The organism is Rhodococcus sp. Ni2, from assembly GCF_021352185.1.
GTDB lineage: Bacteria > Actinomycetota > Actinomycetes > Mycobacteriales > Mycobacteriaceae > Rhodococcus_F > Rhodococcus_F qingshengii.
On sequence record NZ_WOXZ01000002.1, the window covers coordinates 606962 to 623995 of the forward strand.

Consider the following 17034-nt stretch of genomic DNA (forward strand, 5'->3'; position numbering starts at 1 on the left):
ATTACTGCCATGCCTCGCCAACCACTCGATCGCGCCGCCGCGGCCGGGGTCGGCATGGTTTTGGTGGGATCGATGACGGCCAATGTCGCGTCGTACCTGTTGGCATGGTTGGCCAGCCGATGGTTGGGTCCGGTCGGCTACGGCGAGTTCGCGAGTCTGCTTGCCGCCCAGTTGGTACTTGCGGTTCCGGCTTTGGCGTTGCAGACGGTGGTCGCCCGCGAGGCGGTGCGTGGCAAGAGCACAGATGCGTTGCGGTCGTTGGGGTATCGATGCACCGCGATCGTCGCCGTCCTCGCGGTGGCGCTCGCTCCGGCGATGGCGTGGCTGCTCGACACCGGAATCGTGGCGTCGTTCTCGGCATTGGTGACTGCGCCCATGTTGGTTCTACTGGCAACGGAGCAGGGGTTGTTGCAGGGTCACGGTCGGTTCGGCACTCTCAGTGCCGTGCTGGCCGGAGCCGGGGTGATGAAAGTCCTTCCGGCAGTGATCGTTCTGGCTTTCGGTGGCGGAGCAGGCGCGGCATTGGTCGCCGGCGCGGCCGGAACTGCGTTGCTGGTGGCGATAGTTCGAGTGGTCGACCGAACCGTCTCGGTGAGCGAGGACCGTCCGGTGCGTATCGGCGTCGTCTCCGTGCTCGCGGCGTCACAAGTCCAGCTTGCGTTGATCGCGTTGTCTTCGCTGGACCTGCTGATCGTCCGCGTCGTCCTCAGTGAGTACGACGCCGGTGTCTACGCACTCGGCGCCGTCGCGACGAAGGTGGCGTTCTGGCTGCCACAGGCAGTGGGCGTCGTGCTGTACCCGAAGATGGCGAATCCGGCGCACTCGGCGCAAGCGGTTCGCTCGGCGTTGGCGGTGCTCGTCGGTATCGGCGCCGTGTTGGTTCTGGGGGCGGCGGTTGCCGGCCCGCTGGTGCCGATGCTCGTGGGCGACGCGTACGCCGCCGTGGCTCCGATGCTGTGGGCCTTCGCCCTGCACGGTGCAGCGCTAGCGGTACTCCAGGGTGCCTTGCTGTCCGCAATCGCGTCAGAACGCACGCGAGTGGCCCTTCTGGCGTGGGCAGGACTGGTTGTGGAGGCGACGGTCATGCTGGTGTGGGCGAAGACGCCGGGAGAGTTGATTGGCGTCGCCGTGGTGGTTGCGTCGACGACGGCCTTGGCGGTGTCCGTCGCCGCAGTGCGAAGTGCCGACCGCGCCCGGCCGGCACCTCACAGCGACGTCAGTTCTCCAGACGCGTGAACAAATCGTCGAAGTAGTCGAGCGTACGCATCGCGGTGTAGACGGATCCGTAGTTGATGTTCCCGCCCGTGTAGACGACGTTGTCGCCTTGTACTGCGCGGATACGGTTCCACATCGCGCGGTCGTCGCTGACGGGATCCACGCCGGGCGCGGTGGTGACGATCATTCCGTCAGCCGAGTCGAGGGAAGTCACCAGGTTTTCGGTAGAGATCTCCTTCTGTCCCTCGACCGGCCACTGGAGCTGGACGCCGAGGTCTTCGGCCACCTGCGTGGAGATGCCCTTGCGGTTGACGCCGTTGACCTTCTGATTCACGTAGTTCAGCAGCACGATCTGCTTGCTCGCCAAGCTCGGGGCGTGACGTTCCTTCAATCCGGCTGCCTTGTCCTCGTACGCTCCGATGACCTGACGGACGTCGGGGTTCTCGGTGCGATTCAGCCAACTCGCCAGCTGATCGATGTTCTCGCGCCACGGACGCGTGAAGTCCATCGGAAGCACAGGCGCTGTCTGGCTCAACTGCTGTAGCGGCCACATGTCGGAGGCCTCACCGATGTCGGTGCAGATGATCAGGTCCGGTTCCAGCGCGAGAATTGCCTCGACGTTGACCGGTGCCTCGAACACCTGTGCCGTGGGATCGGCCGGAACCCACGGCTCGGCGGCGTCGAAGCTGTACGCGATGACCGGCAGGCCCATCGCAACGGCTGGTTCGAGGTCGAGTCTGGAGTCGATGGCGACGACGCGTTTCGGTGTCACCGGAATGTCGTAGGTTCCGAGCGAGGTCGTGACCGTGCGCATCCCGGCCGAATCGCCCTCGGTACCGGCGGACCTCGCGCAACCGGCGGCGAACAGCCCGGAGAATGCAGCCGTGCCGACAACAAATCTCCGTCGCGTCAGATCGCTGACACAGATGTGCGAACCCAGAACTGTTGATGCGGGCATGTGGCTCCTCGTGTTCGGGGTGGTCTGGACTTCCAGAAAACGCTAAGCCCGCAACCACGCGGAGGGAACGACCCGTTGCGCCAATCCGTACGCCGATCCGGCAACAAAGCCCCGAAACGCAGCAGAGCGCCCCTTCCGTGTGGAAGGGGCGCTCTGCTTACTGTCTGAATCAGTCCTTGCGCAGATCCGGACGCGGAATCACCTGAGTGTCGTCCGAGGTCCAGTCGTGCTCACCCGGAGCCGGCTCGGGCGAGCCCTGGCCGCTGGGATTCTGGTTCGTTCCGCCGTGTGCAGCGCGGGCCGGAGTTCCGCCCTTGCCGCCGCGAATGCCGAGGAAGATACCGGCGATCAGCGCGATGACACCGAGGACACCTGCCACGATCGGGACTGTGCGGCCGAACAGCGAGAGCTTGTCCATGCCGTCACGTGCCTGCTGGACCTGGTACTCGATGGTTGCTTCGTCGAAGGGCAGCGTGACCTTGAGAACCTCGACGTCGACCGAGTCCTTGTTGCGTCCGTAGTACTGGTGCAACTGCTCCTGGCCCTTGACGACGACGCCGGTCTTGGGCTCGACCCACAGGTCACGGACGTTGGTGTACCAACGCGTCATCGTGATCGGAGTAGCGCCACCGGGAACGCCCCAGGTGTCGGCGGGCAGGCTCAGCTTGTTGGTGGGGGAGTTGACGACCTTCGACAGGTCGACGGGATCGATCGTCTGCTGGAAGTGGTACACCTTCAGACCGTTGATCTCGGTCTCTTCGACGAAGTCGATGTCCTTCGTGGCGCGAGCGTTCAGGTCGAAGTAGGGGTAGCTCTTCTGTTCCGTGTTGAACGGGAACTTGTACTGCAGACCGTCGCGGGAAACTTCTTCGGCGGGCTGGTCGCTGGACGTCTGGACGGTTCCGACCGGATCGTTGGTCGGCATCGAGCTGACGCGATCGAGCGTGACGCGGTCCAGGGTTGCGGTCAGCAGTCCGGTGTCGCCCTGCTTGTCGGTACGACGGACGGTCTGGCCGGCTTCGACGGTGATGATGTCGGCGTCGGACGGGTCCTGCGTGGTGACGTAGCGCTGAGCGACGATCGGCACGTTGGTGTCGACCTGTGCCTTTCCGCCGAGGAGGGCCGCCGAGTTGAGGACGCTACCGGTGCCTGTGGCGACGGTGGTCACCTCGAGGTCGAGTGGCGTCTTCTCCAGCTTGCCTACCGTGTAGGTAGGAATGAGGATGGCGATGGCCAAAAGGAAGGCACCGAGGCCCACCAGAATGCAAGGAAGTATCCGGCTCGGCCCTGAGCGTTCCGCCATGCTGTGACTCCTAACCCGTTAAGTCTTTCGAGGTTCCCCAACCGGCACAATATGAGCTGCGCAGATCGCATGGGGCCCCCGATGGACACCATGTGTGGCAGAACACTAACAGTCCACCGGCCCGGTTTGTCGCATGAGGGCATGAATTGGCCAGGCATTTTGTTGTGAGTCCCTGGTGGTTTCCCTCAATCGGCCTGGGGTGCACACTTATCCGTGATGATCAGTTCCACGAATTCCCCTCAGACGGTCCCGCCACAGGCTCGGGGCTTCGTTCCGGCTTTGGACGGTATGCGTGGATTGGCGGCGCTCGGTGTCCTCGTCACCCATGTCGCGTTCCAAACCGGTGAAGCGCAGTCCGGCGCGATCGGGCGCGCGTTCGGTCGACTCGATCTCGCCGTAGCGGTGTTCTTTGCCTTGTCCGGATTTCTCCTGTGGCGCCCCCACGCGGCAAAGGCCCGCGGAATCGGGCAGCCGCAGTCGACCGTCCGGTACTGGATCTCCCGCGCGACGCGCATTCTGCCGGCGTACTGGGTGGCGGTGGTCCTGATCCTGCTGTTCCTGCCCGGTGCCGGCGGGGGCTACCAAGTGTGGTTGGCGAATCTGGGGTTGGCGCAGGTGTTCGTGCCGTTGACACTCACCGAGGGCCTCACGCAGATGTGGAGCCTGTCGGTCGAGGTTGCGTTCTATGTACTACTGCCGCTGTTCGCGTATCTGATGGTGCGACTACGCGGAAACTCGGCCCGGTTCCGGCTACCGCTTCTGCTCGGGGTGTCGGTGTTGGCGCTGACGTGGGCTTTCATTCCGATCCCGACTCCGGACGCCATTCACCACGACAACTGGCTGCCGGGCTACCTGCCGTGGTTCGGCGCCGGCATGGTGCTGGCCGAGCTGGCCGTGGGCCCGTCGACGTGGATGCATCGCCTCGCGCACCGGCGGGTGCTCCTGACTTTTGTTGCGTTTGTGGCCTTCGTTCTCTCGTGCACCGATCTGGCCGGGCCCGAAGGTCTGGTGCGGCCGGAGCCGTGGCAGTACGCGATCAAGATTGCACTCGGCGCGATCATCAGTTTTTCGTTGATCGCGCCATTGGTGTTGCGCGATCAATCGCAGCATCGATTCCTGGCGAGCCCGCTGGCGTTGGCAATCGGACGCTGGTCCTACGGCCTGTTCATCTGGCACCTGGCCGTACTGAACGCTGTGTTCCCCGTGTTCGGCATAGTTCCGTTCTCGGGCAGCTTCTTCTACGTCCTGGCGTTGACGGTCGTCCTGAGCGTCGCTGTGGCCTCGGCCAGTTACGCCTTGGTGGAGGAACCGGCGCGCGTCGCCGTGACGCGCTGGGAGAAGCGCCGCCATATCGGTGAACCGGCAAAGGGCAACGCGGCCAACCCGGTCACGACCAAGGCCACCAACATCGAGAACTGAATCGCGAACGAGTCGCCCACATAGCCGCCCGGTGCTCGCCACGGTCCGGTCGAGAGCAGCGTGATGCCGATCATCGCGGCCACGCCGGCGGTGCCGACGAGAATGCGTGCGGTCCGAGCCGGGCCGAAGATTCGCAGCGCGGCAAGTCCGAGGATCGAGCACACAACTGCGATCGCCGCTCCCACTCCGCCGCCGATGACGGTGGCCGCCGCGAGCACGCCCACCCATCCTGCCGCGACGCTGCGCCACGGACGGGGTGGTGTGAGGGACTTGGGCTCTCGGCGCGTAGGGACAAGTGCCGCGAACAGCAGCGGGATCAGCAACACGAGCCCGCCGAATATGCCGAGGCGGTACCAACGGTCGCTGGGGAAGTCGATGGTGACGGTTCCCGCGGTGCCTGCCGGCACGATCCAGCCCTGCTGCCAACCGTTCACGACCACCGGCGTCAGCTCGGAACCGTCCGGCGCGGTGGCGATCCAACCGATGCTGGTGCTCTCGGGATTGACGATCAGCTGATCGATGGACGAGTTCGTGACGGTGAGTTCGCGGTGATTCGCCGTCCACGCGGTCGATTCGAGCGGTGTATTCCGCTGCGCGGCTGAAGGACCGACCGCCGTCAGGTCGAGATTGTCGACCGAGAATGCGGGGCCTGGTTCGACGACCACTTCAGGCTGTCCCGCCGGCAAAGTCGCCGAAGCGTCCAGACCGCACACACGTGCCTCGACGGGTGCGCCGGTCCGAAGTTGCGTCGCCGTCGCCGTGATCGAGGTGGGGAATTGCTGTCCGGCAACCGAAATGGTCGGGCCATCGCCACAGGTGACGGTGACGGTGCGGTTGTCGAATGAGTCCGAGCCCTGCACTCCCGAACCGGCGATCGGGGTTCCGTCGGCACCGATGACGCCGACCTCGGCGAGGCCGGTGGGCTGCGCCTGGGCGAAGCCGAGCGCCGTCTGATCGAGGACCGGTTCCCAATCGGTGATGCTCAGGACGATCTTGTCGGTGACGAAGGGGGAGAGGGCAATTCGAATGGTTCGAGGCGTATCGTCCGAGGGTTCGGGCAGCTCTCGCACCTGCGGCCCGTTGCCGAGATTCACCGCGACGCTGGTCGGCAGCGACGGCAGGGTGCCGAGTCCCCGCGTGATGTCCAGGCCGGTGACCAGGGTCGGCTCGGGAAGATTGAGAGTCAGCGTCGGTTTCGGGCCGCCCGGTTCGGTGGTGCTCTGCGGCGCCGACCACGTGGTGCGTGCGTCGCCGTCGGTGGCAGCGAAGGCAGATCCGCGTGTGTCGCCGATGTCGCTCGAACCCGAAGCCGTGATTCGGCCGGGGACGGAAAGCAGATCTTCGAGGGCGTTGCCCTGACGCGCCCGGACGGTCAGTGTCGGTGCAACGACTGTATTTTCGGGCACCGTGAGTGTGCGTTGGAAACGGCTCGGCTCTTCGGGTATCGCCATTAATGCATTGCTGCACCGCACGCGGTCGGTCGAGTCCGCGCACGCGTTGCGACCGGGGAACTCCTGGCTCAGATTCCAGGCGTTCACGGATGCGCCCGTCGGCGTATTCGGCAGGACCGTGTCGAAACGGATCGGTACGGTCTTCGGTGCGCTGCGATCGGAGAAGTCTTCGACGGAGAGTTCGCTGATGCCGAACTGTGTTCCAGGCGATCCGTTTTCGGTGTGAGTCGCTGTGATGCGTACCCACGGAGTGGTGCCGCCCGGGATCGAGACGGTGATGGGCTCACCGGGACGCTCCACCTTCACCGCTGTGCTGCCGTTCGGTGTCGAGACCTCGAGCCATTTGACGGGAGCACCGATTGCCGCGGCACTGGTGGTCAGATGAAGCAACCCGCTGGAAATCGGTGTGTCGAAGTCGATCTGCAACCACTGGCCCAGGGCTCGTTCGATGCCGTTGCTGAACCAGCCGGTGGCGGGATCGCCGTCGACCGTCGACGCGGGACTGCTCGACGGTGAAGTGCCGCCCAGCTGGGTGGCATCCGAGGCGGCGCTGGAGACGGTGATCGAAGCTCCGCTCCAACGGCCTTCCACGAGAGGCGTGTTCGCAACCGGGTAGTCGGGCACCAGATTGTAGGTACGACGAGCGTCGTCGGGGGTGCGCAGGGCGGAACTGTGGTTGTCGACCTGACCGAAATCGGTTTCTCGATCGCGCGGTGTGTCGGTGACGGTGACCGAATCGACGGGCAGTCCCGCAGCTTCGGCGTCGGCGGCAAGAATCATCGGCCCGGTCCCCGGAACCAGCCCGCTTTCGTGAAGTCGCACAGACGATTCCGGCCCACCTTGTACACGCGGAACCTGGTTCAGGTCGACGGAGTACGGGCCGCTGACCGCCGTGGTGCCGTCGGGCGGGGTGACCTCGAAGATCTCGATGGCTGGGTAACCGGGCCGCAGATCGCTGTCCGCGACCAGCCCTTCGATCGGTTCGGGGCTGTCGTCTTCACCGAAGTGGGCGACTCTCTTGATCCCCGGCGAGCCTTCGACCGCCTGGTGCACGAGTATCGGTCTGGCCGAGCGCGACGTTTCGCCGTCGAGGTCGTTGCGCATCACCAGGTAGTGGATGCCCTGCCCCAGCAAGGTCTGTGCGAGGCCGTCCGACGGACGTCCGTCGGCGATGAGACGTTGCACCGAATCGAGCGCTCGGATGGCGCCGGGAGGGGTCAGGGGGACCGAGTCACGTACTGCCCACGGCGTACTCGCCAACGCCTGAAGCGGTTCGTCGCGCGTCAGACCCCAGACTTGGCTGCCGAAGGGCGCTCCCGGGACGACCAGGGCACGTTCGGCTTCCGATCCGGGGGAGGTGTTGTCCTCGAGCCACTGCGCTGCTTCGTTCCAGTACGAGGGGACGTCCGGATACGCACCGCGGGGAGCGAGCTTTCCCGTCCAGGCCAAGGCGGTCGAGAGGGTGAGGGCAACGAGGATCAGGCTGGTCAGTGCGACCATCGGTTCGCGCTCGGGATGGGCGAACGCACGCCGCCATCGGGCGAGTGGAACTGATCCCGGCAGCGGCACTTTGGCCAGCAGGTGTGCGAGTCCGAGCACCAGCGGCAGACGGACCAACGGCTCGAGCTTGTGGACGTTGCGCAGCGGCGCGCCTGCCGAGTCGAGGAACAGGCGCACCGACTCCGACACCGGCGAGCTGAGTTCACCCACGTAACCCGCGGCCAGGCCGGTGATACCGACGAACAGGATGAGCGTCAGCCGGCCGCGAGCAGGCATGGACCGCATGCAGAGCCCGGCGAGGCCGGCGGCGGCAACCAGGCCGGTGGCGACGACTGCTGCGGGTTGGGTGACCAGGACGGCGCCGGCAATGCGTTCGGGGGAGACGAACGGGGTCCAACTGTCCGTGCCGCGAAGTATCTCGGCGAGCGATGCCCACTGAGTGGTGACACCGGCGGACTCGATGTAGTCGAGAAACGGTGGGCTGATCTTGCCGAGCAGAAGTAGCGGCACGATCCACCAGAGGGTGCCGAGAGCGACGAACAGCGCCCACCACGCGGTGAACGTCAGCCATGTTCGGTTGGGTTTGTGCGAGAGCCACCAGATGATCGCGACCAGGCAGGCCGCGGCGGTGGCGACGGCGTTGATCGAACCCATGAGTGCGACGGCAAGTGCGGATTGTGCGGCCAACCGCCTCAACCCCCGTGAGTGGTCAGGGAGTCCAGGGACTCCTTTTCCACGCACAGGGCCGAAGGCCAAAACCACCGGCAACAACACCCACGGCGCCAACATCATCGGAAGGGTTTCCGAGGAAATCGAACCGAGCGTGGTCAGCACGCGGGGAGAAAGAACAAAGGCAACCGCTGCGATGACGCGCGAACTACGGCTGCCGATACCGAGAGCCTCGGCAACGCGGATGATGCCCCAGAAACCCGCGATCAGAAGCAGCGCCCACCAGATGCGCTGGGTGACCCACGGCGGAACGTTCGCCAACTCGCCGAGCGCGAAGAACGGCCCGTGCGGAAAGAAATATCCGTAGGCCTGGTTCTGAACCTGGCCGAGCGGGGCCTGACTACTCCACTGATGCGAGGCGCGTTCGAGAAAACCGAACGGATTCTGCGTCAGGTCGTACTTGGTGTCAGCGGTGATCAGACCCGGCGATTGCAGGAAAGAGAGAAGAAACGCTACGACGGAGGCGCCGAACAGCCACCGCTTCGACAGGGGCTCTGCCGACGGGGCGGTGTCTACCGAAGACACCGCTGCGTCGGCGGAAGAACGGGAACTCGCGAGGCCTGCGCTCTCAGCGGCTGCCGTACTCAACCTGGTTCAGCACGGAAGAATCTGCGTTTCCGCTGCGGTCGATCTCGGGACGAGTGTTGTCCGACGCGGCGGCCGTGACACCGAAGATGACGCCGGCACCCAGAACGGCACCGATGACAGCGCTGGCCACACCGGGGACAAGGAACTTCGTCATCGCGGATCTCCCAATTGGTCGTTAGTCGGTCGTTCGCGGTCGGACGGACTTACCGGCCCGTACGAACTGCTCGGGTCAAGGTATCACCCGCACTCGAGAATCCGGACGATTACCCTCGTGACGTGCTGGTCAGTCGAGGGTTTCGGCACCAAGCGCGGTCAACAGAGTGCGCAGTTTCGTGGACGTCTCGTCGAGTTCGTCCTGCGGATCCGATTCGGCGACGATTCCGCCACCCGCGCTGGCCCAGGCAGTGAAGCCGTCTGCACCGATCTCGGCGCAGCGGATGGCAACCACCCAATCGCCGTCACCGGCCTCGTCGCACCATCCCACGGCGCCGCCGTAGAAACGCCGAGGTTCCTCGGTCTCGCGGATGACCTTCAGTGCCGCGTCAGTGGGTGTTCCGCACAGCGCGGGCGTCGGATGCAGCGCGATGGCGAGGTCGAGCGCAGTAGTGTCGTTTCGCAGCGAGCCGCGGATCGGGCTGGCCAAGTGCCAGACCTCGTGAGTATTGGTCAGTTCGGGAGTTGCCGGCACCGACAGATCACTGCACATCGGTTGCAGGACCTCGCGGATCCACGACGTCACGAAGGCGTGCTCGGCCAGATTCTTCGTCGAATGCAGAAGGCTTTCGCCTGCCTCGCGGTCTTGATCGGCGTCGGCGGATCGCTTGGTGGTCCCGGCCAACGGGCGACACGTCACGACGCGCCCGCGTCGACTGACCAATACTTCGGGCGTCGCGCCGACCAGGCTGTGGCCCGCGAATTCGGCTCCCGCAGCAGAGAGGTCGACGGCAAAGGTGTTGGCGACGGGATTGAGCGCCGCCATGCGTGCGGCGAGCGCGGTTGGGGAGATCGGGGTCTGCGTGCGAAGTTCCACAGTGCGAGCCGCGACAACCTTGTCGATCTCTCCACTGCGGAGGCGTCCGATCAACTTTTCCACTCGACGAAGATGCTCCGACGACGACGGGATCTCCCGGTCAACCCGGGTCGTGGGCAGGGCCTGGGGATCGCGCGGTTGCCACGGCCGCGACGCGATCGTCGCCTCGGCAGGTTCGTACAACGCCGTTGCGGCAGCCGGGTCGAAGGGGAGCGCTCCGACGATCAGCTTTGTCGTACCTGCCGACAGAGCGTTGGTGGCCGCGTCGGAGCTGTCGAAGCTGCGTCGTACGCCGCGGGTGACCACGCTGTGATCGGGGCGCGAGAGAACAAAACCGTCCATGGTGCTTTCGACACTAGTCGGCCACGGATCAGGAATGCGCGAAGGTCACTTCCCCGGAGGGACGATCAACACCGGCCGATGACTGTGACGCAGAACATGATCCGCGACGCTGCTCTGCAGTAGCGACCGCAAACCCGTGGTGCCACGGGTGCCGGTCACGATGATGTCGACGTCCAATTCGTCTGCGGTTTCGCAGATTGCAGACCAGATCGCGGATCGGCACTCGGCGCTTCTGCCTTCGACGGTCAGGCCTGCGGCCTCGGCCAGTGCGACGCCCTCGGCGAGGGTGACTTTGGCGTCGGTGTAGGCGATGTCCTCGACGTCGTCGTCGGGAACCCACTCCGGTTGCATCACCCCGGACAGGCCGGACATGCGAGCGGCCTGGCGAACCATGGGCTCCCAGGCAGTGACGAGAACAGCACGATTGGCGGAGAGGAAACGCCCCGCATAGTCGACTGCACGCTTGGCGTTGTCGGAACCGTCGTACGCGATGAGCATCAGACCTTGTGGCATCACGACCTCCTCGTCAGCGGGGGAATCGGTTCTCTTCCAGGCTACCGTCCCGATGTGCCCGTGAGGGAGTGTATGGGTACCGGGTCCGTTACGGTCGAGGTATGCGGATCAAGTTTCTGAAGGCTGCGACGACCATTGCATTGTGCGGAGGGTTGGTTGCGGGATGCTCGGGCGAAAACGGGACCGCCGATCCGGTTTCGAGCGCCCCGACCAGCACCAGCACCGAGATCACGTCGACGCCTGCGGCATCGAGCTCCGCACCCGTCGCCGCATCGTGCGGTAGCGACCTTCTAGCCTCGCTGTCCTTGCGTCAGAAACTTGCCCAGCTGCTCAACGTCGGCGTCACCGGGACCGACGACGCGTTGTCGATAGTGCAGAACGAGGAGATCGGCGGTATCTTCGTCGGAAGTTGGACCGATCAGTCGATGCTCACCAATCGCGAAGTGCCGCAGGTTGCTTCGGCGTCGAAGTTGCCGTTGATGGTGACGATCGACGAAGAAGGTGGACGGGTTTCGCGCGTCGCGGACATCCTCGGGCCCGATCCGTCGGCCAGGGAAACGGCGCAGACCATGACAGTGGAACAGACGTACCAGATGGCACTCGAGCGTGGACGCGGTTTGAAGGATCTCGGGATCACCGTCAACTACGCCCCCGACGTCGACGTCAGCAGCCAACCCGACGACTCCGTGATCGGGGACCGCTCGTACTCCGACGACCCCCAGACCGTGGTTGCCTACGCCGGTGCGTACGCGCAGGGGATGCGCGACGCCGGAATCTTCCCGGTGATCAAGCACTTTCCCGGGCATGGCAGCGCGTCGGGTGACTCGCACCGGGGTGAGGTGACAACGCCGCCGCTACAGGATCTGATCGCGTCGGACCTGATTCCCTTCCGTGAGCTGTCGGGAACCGGAGTCGGCGTCATGATGGGTCACCTCGAGGTTCCCGGTCTGACCGAGCCCGGTACCCCTGCCAGCATCAGCCCCGCAGCCGTTGCGTTGCTTCGCGACGGAGTGGGTTACGGCGCAGCGCCGTTCACTGGCCCGGTATTCACCGACGACCTCAGCGGAATGCAGGCGATCACCGACCGATACGATATTGCCGACGCGGTTCAGGCTGCGCTGGTGGCTGGAGTCGATCAGGCATTGTGGCTGACCACCGACGACGTTCCGCGGGTTCTCGATCATCTCGAGCAGGCCGTCGCGTCGGGTGAGCTTCCGCAGACGCGGGTCGATCAGGCTGTGGTCACAGTTGCCGCTGCCAAAGGTGCCGTGACCTGCTGAGTCGAAGTCAGGATTCGACGCGCAATCTTACCGTAGAGTAAGATCGGCATTTACCCTGTGGTTGGAGGAAGCATGGCCGGCGGTACCAAGCGACTGCCACGCGCAGTGCGTGAGCAGCAGATGCTCGACGCGGCTGTGGACGTGTTCTCCGACAGGGGGTTTCACGAAACTTCGATGGACACCATCGCAGCCAAAGCCGAGATCTCGAAGCCGATGCTGTACCTGTACTACGGCTCGAAGGAAGAGTTGTTCGCGGCGTGCATTCATCGTGAAGGGCTCCGCTTCCTCGAGGCCCTCGCCCCGGCCGGCGCGCCGAACCTGACTCCGCGTGAACAATTGCGCGCCGCTCTCGAGGGCTTCCTCGGGTTCGTGGGCGCAAACCGCAAGTCGTGGATGGTGCTCTACCGTCAGGCCGTCGGGCAGCAGGCTTTTGCGGGAACCGTGCAGTCCAGCCGCGATCGGTTGATCGAGTTGACCGCGCATCTGCTCGAGTCCAGCACCAAGGATCCTGATGCCGCGCATGATTACGGGATCATCGCCATCGCGCTCGTCGGCGCCGGTGAGGCGGTAGCCGACCGGGTCGCGGGTGGGGAAATCGAAGTGGATGCCGCAGCGGATCTACTCGAATCCCTCGCGTGGCGCGGTCTGTCGGGCAAGAAGAAGTCCGAATAGCTCTCAAACCAATCTGAGCGAACGTACCTTTCAGCGCATCCAAGGCGCCGAAAGGTACGTTCGCTCAATTGGGGCGGGTGGGAACCCGACAAAACTCAGGTCAGCGCAGCGTCGCAGTGACGTGCGGGTAACCCTTCTTCGGGTGGCGCAGTGACAGATCCCAGCCGTCGTCGGTGCGATCAGCGTAGGCATTCAGCGTCGCCGGTAGCAGAATCGGCTTGCCGAAACGCACGCGGTAGGTGACCTTGTCCGCGACGGACCCCTCGACGGTCCGCAGAACTGCCGCGGCACTCCACATTCCGTGAGCAATGGTCTTCGGGAAACCGAAAGCCTTCGCGCCCAGAGACGAGACGTGAATCGGATTACGGTCGCCGGAGACAGCGGCGTACTTGCTGATCGTGGTCTGGTCGACGCGGATGGTGCTCATCGGCATCGGGGGGACCTCGTCGGCCTTGGGCTCCGGACCGGGCTGGCCGGACAGGGAGGTCTTCTGCTGGTTCAGGAAGCTCGAGGTCTGTCGCCAGACCAGTTCCCGTCCCACCCGAATTTCGGTGATCACGTCGATCAGCAGGCCCTTGCGGTGCTCACGCAGGTTCTCGGCATGCACCGAGAGGTCAAGCGGTTCGCTGACGGAGATGGGCCGCAGTGATTCGATGACGTTCTCGGCGTGAACGGAGCCGACGGCGGCGAAGGGGAAGTCCTTCGACACCATCAGCTTCATCACGGTCGGGAAGGCCAAGGTGAAGGGGTAGGTGATCGGCAGAGTGTCGCCGAACCGCAGTCCGGTCACGCGGCAGTACGCCGCCAGATTGTCGGTGTCGACCTTCAGTCCGGTGAGGGTGAAGGTCTGCTGTGGCACCGAGCGCGAGTTGGACTTGTTCCACGGCAACAATCCCAGTACCGCGCGGGAGTAGATGTCGAGGGTCTTCGGCTGCTCGGTGAGCGCGACGGTCTTTGTTGCCATCATGCGCCCAGGAGGCTCTGGCCGCAGACGCGAACGACCTGTCCCGTAACGGCATTGGAGGCCGGGCTGGCGAAGTATGCGACGGTCTCGGCGACGTCGACGGTCTCGCCGCCCTGCAGGAGCGAGCTCATGCGGCGGCCGGCTTCGCGGGTGGCGAAGGGGATGGCTGCGGTCATGGCGGTCTCGATGAAGCCCGGTGCGACGGCGTTGATGGTGATGTTCTTCTTCGCCAGGACGGGAGCTTCGGCGTGTACGAGGCCGATGACGCCGGCCTTGGAGGTGCCGTAGTTGGTCTGGCCGCGGTTGCCCGCGATGCCGGCGATGGAGGAGACGTCGACGACGCGGCCGCCTTCCTTGAGAGCGCCCTTCTCGACGAGGTGCTCGGTGATCTTCTGCGGTGCAAGAAGATTGACGTTCATGACCATGTTCCAACGGCCCTCGTCCATGTTGGCGAGGGTCTTGTCGCGGGTGATGCCGGCGTTGTGGACGATGATGTCCGCTCCACCGTGACGCTCGAGGAGGTGAGCTGCGAGGACCTCGGCTGCGTCGGCTGCCGTGACGTCGAGGGCGAGGGACGTGCCGCCGACCTTGTTCGCGGTCTCGGACAGCGCTTCGCCGGCGGCCGGGATGTCAGCGCAGACGACGTGCGCGCCGTCGCGGGCCAGGACCTCGGCGATGGTGGCGCCGATACCGCGGGCTGCGCCGGTGACGACGGCAACCTTGCCTTCGAGCGGCTTGTCCCAGCTTGCGGGCGCGACGGAATCTTCAGTGCCGACGACGATGACCTGGCCGTCGACGAAGGCGGACTTTGCCGAAAGGAGAAAGCGCAGAGTCGATTCCACGCCGGAGAGTCCGGTGGATGCCTTGGGGGAGACGTAGACCAGCTGAGCGGTGGAGCCGCGCTTGATCTCCTTGCCGACGCTGCGGGTGAAGCCTTCCAGAGCGCGCTGCGCGACATGCTCGTCGACGCTCGACGTTTCTTCCGGCGTCGTGCCGAGAACGACGACGCGAGCCGACGGTGCGAGGTTGCGGATTACGGGCTGGAAGAACTCGAACAGCTGCTCGAGCTCGCTGACCTGAGTGATTCCGGTGGCGTCGAACACGAGTCCGCCGAAGCTGCTGTCGTGTGCCTGAGCCGCCGGGTAGTCGGAGAGCAGTACGCGAAGTGGTTCTGCGAGTCGACCCTTGCCGCCGATGAGGACAGGTCCGGCGAGTGCGGGTTCCCCTGCTTTGTAGCGACGCAGGTTCTCGGGCCTGGGCAGGCCGGCCTTCGACGCGATGAATGCGCCGGGGGCGGACGAGAGGAACTGTGAATAGAGGTCGGGAGCTCCCTTGCTGGCTGCCACGGTCCTACCTTCTGTTGTGTTTCGGGTTGTCTCTCACCGGGCAATCGAAAGAATGCGGCGATAGACAAGTAACTTACTACTGAGTAAGAATAGTCTTCAACAGGTAATCGCACCATCCTTGGAGACGCAAGTGACAAGCAAAGCCCGTTCAAATGCAAAGCCCGCCGCACCGCGCACTGCACCGGCCACAGCCGCTGCAAATTCTGCAGGTCAGCGCCGTCCGGTTGCGATCGTCGGCGGAAATCGCATTCCGTTCGCACGCTCGGACAAGGCGTACGCACAGGCGTCCAACCAGGACATGTTCACTGCGACGCTCGACGGTCTGGTGAGCCGATTCAATCTGCAGGGCGAGAAGCTCGGCATGGTCGTCGGCGGTGCGGTGCTCAAGCACAGCCGTGATTTCAATCTCATTCGCGAGTCCGTTCTCGGCAGCGCGCTGAGCCCGTACACGTCGGCGTACGACCTTCAGCAGGCGTGCGGCACGGGACTGCAGTCGATCATCGCCGTCGGCGACGCCATTTCGGCCGGCCGCATCGATTCGGGCATCGGCGGCGGCACGGACACCACGTCCGACGCTCCGATCGGCGTCAACGATCAGGCACGCGAGTTCCTGCTCTCCCTCAATCGCGCGAAGTCCACGGGCGACCGCATCAAGCTGCTCGGCAACGTCCGTGCGGGCATGCTCGGCCTGGAGATTCCGCGCAACGGCGAGCCTCGCACCGGCAAGTCGATGGGTGACCACGCTGCGATCACCGCCAAGGAATTCGGCATCAAGCGCGAGGACCAGGACGAACTTGCCGCTGCCAGCCACAAGAACATGGCAGCTGCCTACGACCGCGGCTTCTTCGACGACCTCGTCACCCCGTTCCTCGGCCTGACCCGCGACGACAACCTCCGTCCCGGTTCGACCGTCGAGAAGCTGTCGACGCTCAAGCCCGTCTTCGGTACCAAGCTCGGCGACGCGACGATGACGGCAGGCAACTCGACGCCGCTCACCGACGGCGCTTCTGCAGTGCTCCTCTCCACCGACGAGTGGGCAGCCGAGCGCAATCTTCCGGTTCTGGCGCACCTCGTCGATTCCGAAACCGCTGCCATCGACTACGTCCACGGCAAAGACGGGTTGCTCATGGCTCCCACGTACGCGATCCCGCGTTTGCTGGCCCGCAACGGTCTGACCTTGCAGGACTTCGATTACTACGAGATCCACGAAGCCTTCGCTTCGGTGGTTCTGGCAACCCTGCAGGCCTTCGAGTCGGACGAGTACTGCAAGGAACGCCTCGGCCTCGACGGCGCATTGGGATCGATCGACCGAAGCAAGCTCAATGTCAACGGATCGTCCTTGGCTGCAGGTCACCCGTTCGCGGCAACCGGCGGACGTATTGTGGCTTCCCTCGCAAAGATGCTCGCTGAGAAGGGTTCGGGCCGCGGCCTGATCTCGATCTGTGCGGCCGGTGGCCAGGGTGTCACGGCGATCATCGAGCGGTAACCGCTCCACAATCTCCCCATGCGACTGAAAACTGCGCTCACCTGCAGTGATCGTCGCGAGGGGATGCGTAATCGGGGATCCGGCCACGAGGGGTGGCCGGATCCCCGAACTCTTTGCAAACTTTTTCGCGCAGGCGTGTAACGCTGCAGAATAGCTACCGATATTCATGACAGCCCCGTGTTGCTGCCTGACCCCCGACCTGGCAGCAGCGCGGGGCTCTCGTATGTCCGGATATCCT

At 64.7% G+C, this 17034-nt stretch carries 12 protein-coding genes and 1 pseudogene; 5 read left to right on the forward strand and 8 right to left on the reverse strand.

The annotated features are described in order from the left end of the window. The first annotated feature begins 9 nt into the window (after positions 1–9). Positions 10–1236: a lipopolysaccharide biosynthesis protein gene (locus tag GN300_RS16350; protein WP_030534642.1), complete on the forward strand. Its 1227-nt coding sequence runs from the start codon at positions 10–12 to the stop codon at positions 1234–1236. On the opposite strand, the gene GN300_RS16355 is transcribed toward GN300_RS16350, so the two are convergent. Both GN300_RS16355 and GN300_RS16360 read right to left on the reverse strand, forming a co-directional pair. Continuing rightward, positions 1217–2173, reverse strand: a complete 957-nt coding sequence (locus GN300_RS16355; RefSeq protein WP_063314953.1) for an ABC transporter substrate-binding protein — start codon at positions 2171–2173, stop codon at positions 1217–1219. The two genes, GN300_RS16350 and GN300_RS16355, sit on opposite strands and share 20 nt — an antisense overlap. Before the next feature lie 169 nt (positions 2174–2342). Continuing rightward, positions 2343–3476 carry a DUF3068 domain-containing protein gene (locus GN300_RS16360; protein WP_007734539.1) on the reverse strand — a complete coding sequence of 378 codons (1134 nt, stop codon included), beginning with the start codon at positions 3474–3476 and terminating at the stop codon, positions 2343–2345. Positions 3477–3692: 216 nt separating this feature from the next. On the opposite strand from GN300_RS16360, the pseudogene GN300_RS16365 reads away from it, so the two are divergent. Continuing rightward, a pseudogene (locus tag GN300_RS16365) lies at positions 3693–4742 on the forward strand (acyltransferase family protein); the annotation flags it as partial. A gap of 23 nt (positions 4743–4765) precedes the next feature. On the opposite strand, the gene GN300_RS29910 reads toward GN300_RS16365, so the two are convergent. From GN300_RS29910 to GN300_RS16385, 4 genes are all read right to left on the reverse strand, one after another. Next, complete coding sequence (locus GN300_RS29910) at positions 4766–9100, reverse strand: alpha-(1->3)-arabinofuranosyltransferase (RefSeq protein ID WP_063314952.1); 4335 nt, start codon at positions 9098–9100, stop codon at positions 4766–4768. Between the two features lie 43 nt (positions 9101–9143). Next, positions 9144–9317: a DUF2613 domain-containing protein gene (locus tag GN300_RS16375; RefSeq protein ID WP_003945488.1), complete on the reverse strand. Its 174-nt coding sequence runs from the start codon at positions 9315–9317 to the stop codon at positions 9144–9146. Positions 9318–9446: 129 nt separating this feature from the next. After that, the gene (locus tag GN300_RS16380; RefSeq protein WP_063314951.1) at positions 9447–10535 is read right to left on the reverse strand and encodes an isochorismate synthase MenF; all 1089 of its coding nucleotides are present in this window, start codon (positions 10533–10535) and stop codon (positions 9447–9449) included. 45 nt (positions 10536–10580) lie between these two features. Beyond that, positions 10581–11048, reverse strand: a complete 468-nt coding sequence (locus GN300_RS16385; protein ID WP_003945900.1) for a universal stress protein — start codon at positions 11046–11048, stop codon at positions 10581–10583. A 101-nt stretch (positions 11049–11149) separates the two neighbouring features. On the opposite strand from GN300_RS16385, the gene GN300_RS16390 reads away from it, so the two are divergent. Both GN300_RS16390 and GN300_RS16395 read left to right on the forward strand, forming a co-directional pair. Next, the gene (locus tag GN300_RS16390) at positions 11150–12328 is read left to right on the forward strand and encodes a glycoside hydrolase family 3 N-terminal domain-containing protein (protein ID WP_058039141.1); all 1179 of its coding nucleotides are present in this window, start codon (positions 11150–11152) and stop codon (positions 12326–12328) included. A 72-nt stretch (positions 12329–12400) separates the two neighbouring features. Further along, on the forward strand, positions 12401–13000 hold the full coding sequence (locus GN300_RS16395) for a TetR/AcrR family transcriptional regulator (RefSeq protein ID WP_003945885.1): 600 nt from the start codon (positions 12401–12403) through the stop codon (positions 12998–13000). 100 nt (positions 13001–13100) lie between these two features. Here the strand turns inward: GN300_RS16395 and GN300_RS16400 are convergent, their stop codons facing one another. Both GN300_RS16400 and GN300_RS16405 read right to left on the reverse strand, forming a co-directional pair. Beyond that, positions 13101–13964 (reverse strand): MaoC/PaaZ C-terminal domain-containing protein, encoded by an 864-nt coding sequence (locus GN300_RS16400; protein ID WP_063314950.1) that lies wholly within the window; start codon positions 13962–13964, stop codon positions 13101–13103. Beyond that, on the reverse strand, positions 13964–15310 hold the full coding sequence (locus GN300_RS16405; protein ID WP_063314949.1) for a 3-oxoacyl-ACP reductase: 1347 nt from the start codon (positions 15308–15310) through the stop codon (positions 13964–13966). The genes GN300_RS16400 and GN300_RS16405 overlap by 1 nt, the downstream gene beginning before the upstream one ends. 130 nt (positions 15311–15440) lie before the next feature. On the opposite strand from GN300_RS16405, the gene GN300_RS16410 reads away from it, so the two are divergent. Then, a complete protein-coding gene (locus tag GN300_RS16410) occupies positions 15441–16796 on the forward strand; it encodes an acetyl-CoA C-acetyltransferase (RefSeq protein ID WP_063314948.1) in 1356 nt (451 codons plus the stop codon). Positions 16797–17034 lie beyond the last annotated feature (238 nt).

Coding starts and splice junctions, on each gene's coding strand:
- GN300_RS16400 (WP_063314950.1), bottom strand. CDS start 13,964: ATGGCAACAAAGACCGTCGCGCTCACCGAGCAGCCGAAGACCCTCGAC.
- GN300_RS16355 (WP_063314953.1), bottom strand. CDS start 2,173: ATGCCCGCATCAACAGTTCTGGGTTCGCACATCTGTGTCAGCGATCTG.
- GN300_RS16380 (WP_063314951.1), bottom strand. CDS start 10,535: ATGGACGGTTTTGTTCTCTCGCGCCCCGATCACAGCGTGGTCACCCGC.
- GN300_RS16350 (WP_030534642.1), top strand. CDS start 10: ATGCCTCGCCAACCACTCGATCGCGCCGCCGCGGCCGGGGTCGGCATG.
- GN300_RS16390 (WP_058039141.1), top strand. CDS start 11,150: ATGCGGATCAAGTTTCTGAAGGCTGCGACGACCATTGCATTGTGCGGA.
- GN300_RS16375 (WP_003945488.1), bottom strand. CDS start 9,317: ATGACGAAGTTCCTTGTCCCCGGTGTGGCCAGCGCTGTCATCGGTGCC.
- GN300_RS16395 (WP_003945885.1), top strand. CDS start 12,401: ATGGCCGGCGGTACCAAGCGACTGCCACGCGCAGTGCGTGAGCAGCAG.
- GN300_RS16360 (WP_007734539.1), bottom strand. CDS start 3,476: ATGGCGGAACGCTCAGGGCCGAGCCGGATACTTCCTTGCATTCTGGTG.
- GN300_RS16385 (WP_003945900.1), bottom strand. CDS start 11,048: ATGCCACAAGGTCTGATGCTCATCGCGTACGACGGTTCCGACAACGCC.